We start from the raw sequence: 5703 nt of genomic DNA on the forward strand, positions 1-5703 counted from the left end.
TGCAATTTATGCAGGCACGCGCAAAAAAAAGCACAGGGGGAAGTAATACGCCACAAATCATGGCCTTGTGGGATGCAATTGGCACGGCGAATGAACTAAACGGATTTAGAAGTGATCCTGCTGGACTCTTGAAGCAATTCACGACAGAAAGGGAGCTGGAGCTTAGTACCTTAAGCTCTATTGAAGGGCTGAAAAAAGCACTCTCAAATAAAGCGGGGGCAGAAGCAGAAGCGGAGGCGAGGCATTTCCCCGGTAAACGCACCGGCTCTTTAGAGAACTATCCAGATTTAACAAGAAGAAAAATTGCTGCGAATGTTCAATTTAACGATGATCATGATCAGGCCAAATTAAATAAAGAACTGGCGGCGATTGAAGCCGAGCGCGCTAAAAGAGATGCTCCCGCTCGAGAGGCAGAGGATAGACGCGCCAATTCAGAACAATCACAGCATTATAAAAAACTTAAAATGGCCCATAGCTGGGACAAATACAGTACAAAGATCGATCCAAATGTTTTTAATACATTTAATAATAATCTGGAATCTCTGCTAAGCAAAGCAGATGCCCTGATTGAGCAACGCACTACCCTTCTGTTGAAATGGCTGGATGCCCCGCTGTTTATCGATACTTTAGAAGACTTTCATCCTTCGAACATTAAAGACGGTGTGCAATTTGAACAGGTGATTAGCCACGCTATTTTGGGTATGGGTACCAGTAAATCAGGCAAAGCCAAGATTGATGCTTGGATCATGGAAGGCAAAGCCAGTGTTAAAAGCAATTTACTCTGGCGTGCTTTTGCACTTAATCAAAAAGAAGCCATTCCAGAAATTGATAAATTACTGCTAGAGGCCAAAGCAGGCAGCAATATTGTGCTTACACCTGTAGCATGGGCCAGTGTTTTGGCAAATATCAAATGGAATAAAATAGCGGATCTCTATAAAAAAGCACAAACATTTGAAAACACCAATCTGCGGGCCATATCAGAAGGGAAAATGAAAGAAGCCAAATTGTTTGGCTTCTTAGGGATTTTTGCTACGACGGGTGATCGGCTTTTAAGCCATAGCTTTGCAGCTAAAATGATTGATAGCGTGATTAAAGAAAAAGTATTTCAAAGCTTATTTCTACTTCGGGCTGGGGCGCACGTTAATGCGGTGCTCGGTTTAGTAAATGAACAAGCTGTACGTGAAAACCTTGATCGTGCTGCGATGCTAAGGCGCATGCAAACGGCAGAAGTCTTTGCTAATGCTATGGAAGATGGCGGCAAACTACGGCCCAATGCCGCTGTATTGCAAGAAAAGTGGAGCAAACTCGCTGAAAATGCCGATGTACCGGGTAAAGATAAGCGATTCAATGCCGCCAAAGATGCACGTTTAGCAATGGTAGTGGCCATGCTAGAGGCATTTAACCTTGCTAAGTGCAGCTACTCTGCCAAGGCCGATAGTAAATCAATGATTACGATAGCTGCTGGCGTGGCTTCGCTGGCATCGGCAGCTACGGATGTGTATGCCAATGTAGTTAAAGGTGCATTAGAAGAATCTTCTTATACGTTTCAAAAGCTTAAGTTCTTAGGGGGGATGTTAAGTGGGGTTGCATCAATTGGGAGTGTTTATCTTGCACTGAATGAGGCTGGAAGATATGAAAACGCACGGAAAGTCAGTTTATACCGATTAGCAGTAGTAAATATGATAGCTACAGGTCTAGGTTCTATTGCTAATTTGTTGTCGGCATTCTCTTATTGTGGTCCATGGCTTGAAGTTGTTGCTGAGCGTCAAATGGCAAAAAACATAGCTAGAGCGGCACTAATTAAACTGGCTTCAGAAGCAGCAACTAAGTTAGTCATGTACCGTGCGATTGTCATGGGACTGGGGTTAACGCTTAATTTTGTAGCACTTGGTATTCAATTGTTAATTTGGCAACTGACTGATAATGAACTACAAGAATGGTGCGAAAAGTGTGTATTTGGCTTGAAGCGTGATAAGAACTGGACATTAAAAATTCAAAATGAGATGTTGTACAAAGCCACTTATGCGGTTGGGGTTTAAAAATGAACTTAAAAACAGATGTTGGGATTATTGAAAACCTACAAATTGTGCGTACCCAACAAAACATACTTTATAGCCCGCACATGAAAGAAGCCGCTGGAGTAAGTGCTATTGTTTTTGCTGTAGCCGGAATGGGTGCTGCGGCAGTGCAAACTTCTGCTAACTCTGAAGGTGGTGCAGACGAAGTGGATATGTATTCATTTGATATAAATGGGGTGCAATATGCTGGCTGTACACGAGTAGCAGGATTTCAAAACGGAGATGAAATTGAATTAGTCTATGAAGATCGGGAGCAAGGAGCAGAAGTACTAGGGCTACGTAGATTCTCCACTCGATCAATTTGGCTATACCCATATATGAGCCGTGGCAGTATCGCAGGTATTATTAGTGGGGTTAAACTTTGGTTATTATTTAGCTCGGTAACTTCTTTGGGTTTTGTATTATTTGCCGTAGTGGCATGGAGCGGTACTTTTCCTGCTCATGTTGCGATAGATATTACTCTGATTAGCTTTGTACTTATTGCTATTTGTGTTAGCTGGATGCTTCCTCGTCTTTATCGATTTTCTATTGCAGCAAGTGAAGTATTTTCCAAATTTGGTTTCGAAAATCCTAAATGGGTTGACCTCCATAAAACCACAAAGGTATTTCGTAAGAAAAACAAAATAGTTTGGACAGTTAAAAACTCATTGGATTTATGGTATTGAATTCATATTTAAATTATCTACTGTTTGGATTTAAAAATGAAATTAAAAACAGACCGTGGAATTATTGAAAATCTACAAATTGTACGTACCCAGCAAAATATACTTTATAGCCCTCATATGAAAGAGGCTGCTGGAGTAAGTGCAATCGTTTTTGCTGTCGCCGGAATGGGCGCAGCTGCAGTGCAAACTTCTGCCAATTCAGAAGGTGGTGCAGATGAAGTGGATATGTATTCATTTGATATAAATGGGGTGCAATATGCAGGTTGCACACGAGTAGCAGGATTTAAAAACGGCGATGAAATTGAATTGGTATATGAAGATCGGGAGCAAGGGGCAGAAGTGCTAGGGCTACGTAGGTCGTCTTCCCGATCAATTTGGTTATATCCGTATATGAGCCGGGGTAGTCTTGCTGGTGTCATTAGCGGCATTAAGCTTTGGCTATTATTTAGCTCGGCCATTGTTATTGGTGTTTTATTACTTGCCGCTATAGGATGGGACGGCAGCGTCCCTATTCATGTTGTGGTTGATATTACAATAATGGGATTTGCGCTTATTGCCATTGGCGTTAGTTGGATGCTCCCCCGCCTTTATCATTTTTCTATTGCAGCAAATAAAGTATTTACTGCCTTTGGGTTTGAAAATCCAAAATGGGTTGACCTCCACAAGACTAGCAAGGCTTTTCGAAAGAAGAACAATGTTCCTTGGAACGAAGGAAGTGGATTGGAATTATGGTATTGAGCTATATTTAAATCACTAGTTTTTATGATATAAATATAAATTTAAACAAGCAATAAACAGTGAAGAAATGAAGCATGCACTCGACAACGCAAGAAAGGAGTTAGCATCATAATGTTGCCTATTGAGCCCCCCCCCTCAACGTCTGGATTAGTAAAAATCAGCGGCCTGATTAGCAACTACAAATCAACACGTGAACATGCCAATTTTTTCTTTACTCAAAACGACAACAAAGCGATGAGTTTAGCAGCCATTGCCAGTGCGGCAATTGGCTCAAGTGGGCTGGCAATGGGCGCGGCGATTTCCGCATCGGATATGGAAGAAGAAGCTGACTATGTAGAGTTTGAAATGGATGGCAAGGCCATTAAGGGCTGGGTTTGGCGTAGCCCATTTGCCAACAATGATATTGTGGATGTTGTTGGCGAATGGCGGGATAATTATTTTGAATTAGTTGCCATTGCCCGCCCTGCAGATCGAACCATTGCCCTTTACCCGCATTGCTCACGTGGCAAGCGCGCCCATATAAAGAATGCGATTAAATGGTGGTTTCTTGGCGTGACAGGAATGTTCGGCTTGACCGCTGCTGTTATTGCTTTGCAAATCGCTCTCGGAGAATCTTTGATTAGCATTTTGGTTGCCAGTTTTTGTTTTTTAGTGCCCCCATTAATGTGGCTATTCTTTGGAAAAAAAGGCCTGCTGGCGAGTATGGGCCTACTTTTTTCTCCATTAATATATACATATAGCCTTGATGATTTTATTCTAGCAATACGTGTAGCTTGGCCCGCCCCTGTTGTGCTCTATATATTTATGGGGATATTTGCGATTCTATACTCACGAAAAACGATGAAGTTTGTTAATGTGGCGACTTATGTTTTTGATGCTCTAGGCTTGGAAAACCCATCAAATATAGATTTGCCAAAAACATCGCAGGCAGAACTTTTAAAATTAATAAAAGAAAGAAAAGTGAAAAAAGAAAATGAAGCGATAAAAGAGAGTAAAAAAAGAAAAAACAAGAAAGAAATAAAAGATAATTCATTACTAAGTCAGAGCGAAATGAGTTTGGGCTCTATGTATTTTAAATACTAAACTATCACCTAAGTACAATAGATGGGGCCTATCATTCAAAAATGCACTTACCATTGCAAGGAGTATGCGTATTGCATGTTGAGAAAAAAACATCAGCTTCTGGCGTAATTAAAATCAGTGGTCAAATTAAAAACTATAAAGAAACCCGTGCTCGCGCTAATTTCTTTTTTACTGAGAACGATCAAAATGTCATGGGTATGGCGGCGATTGGGGCCGCTTTGGTAGGTAATAGCGGTCAGGCAATGGGCACGGCCATATCAGCATCTGATATGGAAGAAGAAGCTGATTATTTAGAATTTGAAATTGATAATATTAAAGTTAAAGGCTGGGTATGGTGTAGCCCGTTTAAGAACGATGACCATGTAGAGGTGGTGGGCGAATGGAATAATGGGTATTTTGAATTAGCGGCTATTGCAAGACCTGACGATAGGATGATAGCGCTTTATCCCCATTGTTCGCGGGGAAAGGCGGCGCATATACGAAAAACGGGTTATTTATGGTTTGTCGGGGTAACTGGAGTCTTTGGGTGGGCCGGGGCACTGCTTCCTTTTATGTTTATTCTTATGGATGATCACCCAATAATCAGTTTTTTTGTTGTATTTTTTGGCATGTTTTTTCCTTTGTTTATTTATTTGTTTTTTGGGGAAAAAGGATTAGTTGCCATTTCTATAGCTATGATCATCGCTTTGCTTGGGAAGTTTGGGGGGGGGGGGATTGTTCATACAATTATTGAAAATTGGCCAGTACCTTTATTTCTTTACGTATTCATGGGGGCATTTGCGATCAATTATTCATGGAAAACCATGAAGTTTGTGACTGTTGCAACTCATGTTTTTAAAGCGCTCGGTTTAGAAAACCCATCAAGTGTGGATTTGCCGAAAAGATCAAAGATGAATCCATTACCCGTCCCTCCTGTAGCAGCCAAAGCACCGCCTTCTAAATCAGCGATTGCCAAAGCCGCTAAAGATGCTGCCGCCGCCAAAGCACTTTCGCCTAAAGCGGCGGCTAAAAAAGCGGCCAAAGATAAAGCAAATGCAGAATACGCCGAATACCTCGCTGCACACGCCGCAGAGACTGAAGGCCCCGTCAAACCATCATTATCAGCGGCATTTGGCAGTATGTATTTCAGGTATTAATCA

Annotated in this window: 5 protein-coding genes; all 5 read left to right on the plus strand. The window is 41.6% G+C overall.

Annotated features, from left to right (window positions below; translation table 11 throughout):
* Positions 1–2039, plus strand: a 2039-nt coding sequence (locus R6242_RS21830) for a T6SS effector BTH_I2691 family protein (RefSeq protein ID WP_318430945.1), incomplete at its 5' end; no start/stop codon positions are given.
* Positions 2040–2041: 2 nt separating this feature from the next.
* Positions 2042–2743 carry a putative type VI secretion system effector gene (locus R6242_RS21835; RefSeq protein ID WP_318430947.1) on the plus strand — a complete coding sequence of 234 codons (702 nt, stop codon included), beginning with the start codon at positions 2042–2044 and terminating at the stop codon, positions 2741–2743.
* A 36-nt stretch (positions 2744–2779) separates the two neighbouring features.
* Positions 2780–3481, plus strand: a complete 702-nt coding sequence (locus tag R6242_RS21840; RefSeq protein ID WP_318430949.1) for a putative type VI secretion system effector — start codon at positions 2780–2782, stop codon at positions 3479–3481.
* Positions 3482–3592: 111 nt separating this feature from the next.
* Positions 3593–4564: a putative type VI secretion system effector gene (locus R6242_RS21845; RefSeq protein ID WP_318430950.1), complete on the plus strand. Its 972-nt coding sequence runs from the start codon at positions 3593–3595 to the stop codon at positions 4562–4564.
* Positions 4565–4635: 71 nt separating this feature from the next.
* Positions 4636–5700, plus strand: coding sequence for a putative type VI secretion system effector (locus tag R6242_RS21850; RefSeq protein WP_318430951.1), 1065 nt, complete (start codon positions 4636–4638; stop codon positions 5698–5700).
* The last annotated feature ends 3 nt before the right edge of the window (positions 5701–5703 follow it).

Origin of the sequence: Iodobacter sp. CM08 (assembly GCF_033446605.1) — a bacterium.
In the GTDB taxonomy this organism is placed as follows: Bacteria; Pseudomonadota; Gammaproteobacteria; order Burkholderiales; family Chitinibacteraceae; genus Iodobacter.